A 2,549-nucleotide genomic window follows, 5' to 3' on the forward strand; every position below is an offset into this window, starting at 1 on the left:
AGTCACGGCTACACCACTAAGGCACCGCCAGACGAAAGGGGCGGCAACAGATATGTGTAGCCTAAAGCCACCGCGCCACATCTCGACTCCACCATTCGCGTCGGTTTGATGGTGCGCGGATCACTTCCGGCCCTCCTTCGATAAGCAGACGTTTTCTGCGTCCGCCTGCATGTCTCAAAGGAGCCATACGGCGTCGCGATGGCTTGCCAGTATTTGTGATAAACCAACAGCGAAACGTATCCGAGACAACTTCACAAGGAGAATGCCATGTCCAGAACGAAGGTGTCCGTCCCCGATGTAGCTGAGGCCGGCCCCGAGCTGTGGTCCAACGCTATACGCGCAGGCGACATGCTGTTCATCTCTGGCCAAGTAGCACGTCCCTTTGAAGGCGGCGCCCAGCTAGTCGGCAAGGATGAGTACGAACAGACCAAGCAAATATTTTCCCGCATTGATCGCATCATCAAGGCGGCCGGCGGAACGATGGACAACTTGGTGAAGATGACGATCTACCTGGTCGATATCAGGAACAACACCGAGGTCTGGCGAGCACGCCGCGAGTTCTTCACCGGAGATTTTCCTGCTTCCACCCTTGTTGAAGTGCGGTCCCTTGCGAAGCCGGAAGTGTTGGTCGAGATAGAGGCCGTTGCCTATCTAGGCGGGAGCTGAAGTCTGGGTCAAAAGCCGGCCTCTCGCCTGGCGCACCTCGGTCCGCTCTGTCCCTGAAAGTGGACCTCGTGGCCGTTTGCGACCGAGTTCGGCTAAGGGCCAATAGTGGAGTGGGGAAGTCGGCCGGCCGCTCCGATCCGCCCCGATGCAGAGTGCTCTGCGGGCGGTCCATACTTCGCATTTGGGTGGAAAGCGAACAATCGACTCGACGCGCGGGGGCATTGCCACCAGTGGCGGAGGTGAGTAGTGCATCGACGCCTCAGTGCTGCACCAAAGGATCGGAAGCCGGCAAGCCTCGAAGCTTCTCTAGCTCAACGTTCACAACTCGCCGATAATCGTCATAGACACCCGGTTCTAGTTCTCTTCCGGCACTCCTAATTTCGTTCTCGAACAACGTCCTTATCCCCGCCGTTACTGCGAGCCAATTCAGTTTTTCAATGCACACCTCGTTGTAGAAGGCGCGAGGGCATACATATTGCATCGCGCGAAGACACTGGACAATCTTGTCCGGCGACTTTGCAGCCAAAGACGCAACGAAGTTAGTTAATGTCGTTCCTCGACTAGTATTGCTTGTCGTTCCAGAAAGGACGACTCTATCCCTCTGCATTTTGAAAAGGCTATAAACAAATAGCTCATGGTAAACATTCTGTACGTCGTCTTGCTTCAGCAGGCTCGTCAGCTGCGGCATAAACATTTTCGATAGGTTATCAATGAGGAGGATCTCATGCGGATCGAGGTTTGCGGAGAGGGCGCAGAATGCAGACTCGAAGAAGAGATCGAAATTTCCCCATAACGCGGACTTACCAACAATTATGAGCAATGCCGGGGCAATCCAGCTAGCTGCCGGGGCATGCTGGCCAAAGTCCGTAGAATACATGTATCGGTGAGTGAGCACGTAACACTGCTCAACATTAAAATCGTATGTCCTCTTGTAAAAGGAGGGACAAGGATCACTCACAAGAGTTGGCAACTTACTGCGGCCGGCCATGTAAAGAATGTATTGGTCTTCACAGTCGAGAAACTTTGGCCGGTCTGGATTAAACTGCCTCACTCGCGCGAATTCATCTAGCGATATTTCGTAAAACTGAATACGCGCGATGAAGTTGGAAAGAGCTGCATACGGATACAGTAGTTCCGCGATCCTTAGCGAATTGTCAGCTAATGATATTTGATGCGAGCTATTCAGCTGCTTTTCGAGGAGAGCGACAACGGCATCAAGCCGACTATCCTGCTTTGAACCGAGCAGGTGCAGCGCGCGAGCCATAATAGCCGACTCGCAGAAGAACTTATCTCGCGCGGCAGCACCTGTCACAGCGCCGTTCAATCCATCTACGACCAATCGGAAGAATGGCGTATCGTTCGATGGATCAATCACAGGCGTTAGCCACCGAAAAAGGTGTAGGTCCCGCCGTCCTTATCCTTTTTGCGGAAGACCCACCAAGAGAGGCCTCCGCGGATATCATTCAAGCGCTCGGAAATACGCATGACGCCATCGAGAGTCATACCCTCTTTCAACACGCCGCTGTCAGCTAGCATCTTCTGAATTTCGCGGTCCTCTTCGTCTCTTAGGGCCATTTTTACCTCCTATCGGATGGTGGTCTCGGCCGAGACGGTCGGCGTTCGAAGTAGCGGAAAAAGGCCGTCCGAGCGCCTCCGCGACTTCAACCGAGCAACATAAATCCTAATCCCAATCATACTTCAGAGCAACTAGAAGTAGACGTTCACTCGACCGTTTGTAGTTCGTGCAGCCATTCCTTCATGACGAAACTCAGGTGCATAATGTCCGAGTTGGGTGTGCGCCGTGTAAAGGCGGCGCTTTCCAGTGGGTGCAAGCCCCACCCGGCAAACGCTCCAGCCGGAAGCAATCGGAGCAGTCATGGAGG

At 53.8% G+C, this 2,549-nt stretch carries 3 protein-coding genes; 1 reads left to right on the top strand and 2 read right to left on the bottom strand.

Going from position 1 to position 2,549, the window contains the following annotated elements; genetic code table 11:
• The first annotated feature begins 267 nt into the window (after window positions 1-267).
• Entirely contained in the window at window positions 268-666 is a 399-nt protein-coding gene (locus YY7_RS0149730; protein ID WP_028169411.1) for a RidA family protein, read from the top strand.
• Between the two features lie 259 nt (window positions 667-925).
• On the opposite strand, the gene YY7_RS0149735 is transcribed toward YY7_RS0149730, so the two are convergent.
• Entirely contained in the window at window positions 926-2,041 is a 1,116-nt protein-coding gene (locus YY7_RS0149735) for a DUF6895 family protein (protein ID WP_155255700.1), read from the bottom strand.
• A 5-nt stretch (window positions 2,042-2,046) separates the two neighbouring features.
• Window positions 2,047-2,241, bottom strand: a complete 195-nt coding sequence (locus YY7_RS0149740) for a hypothetical protein (protein ID WP_028169413.1) — start codon at window positions 2,239-2,241, stop codon at window positions 2,047-2,049.
• Between the last annotated feature and the right edge of the window lie 308 nt (window positions 2,242-2,549).

The organism is Bradyrhizobium elkanii WSM2783, assembly GCF_000472865.1.
Taxonomy (GTDB): domain Bacteria; phylum Pseudomonadota; class Alphaproteobacteria; order Rhizobiales; family Xanthobacteraceae; genus Bradyrhizobium; species Bradyrhizobium elkanii_A.

What these genes read in the sequence shown, in the direction of transcription:
- YY7_RS0149730 (WP_028169411.1), top strand. Translation starts at nt 268, where the DNA reads ATGTCCAGAACGAAGGTGTCCGTCCCCGATGTAGCTGAGGCCGGCCCC.
- YY7_RS0149740 (WP_028169413.1), bottom strand. Translation starts at nt 2,241, where the DNA reads ATGGCCCTAAGAGACGAAGAGGACCGCGAAATTCAGAAGATGCTAGCT.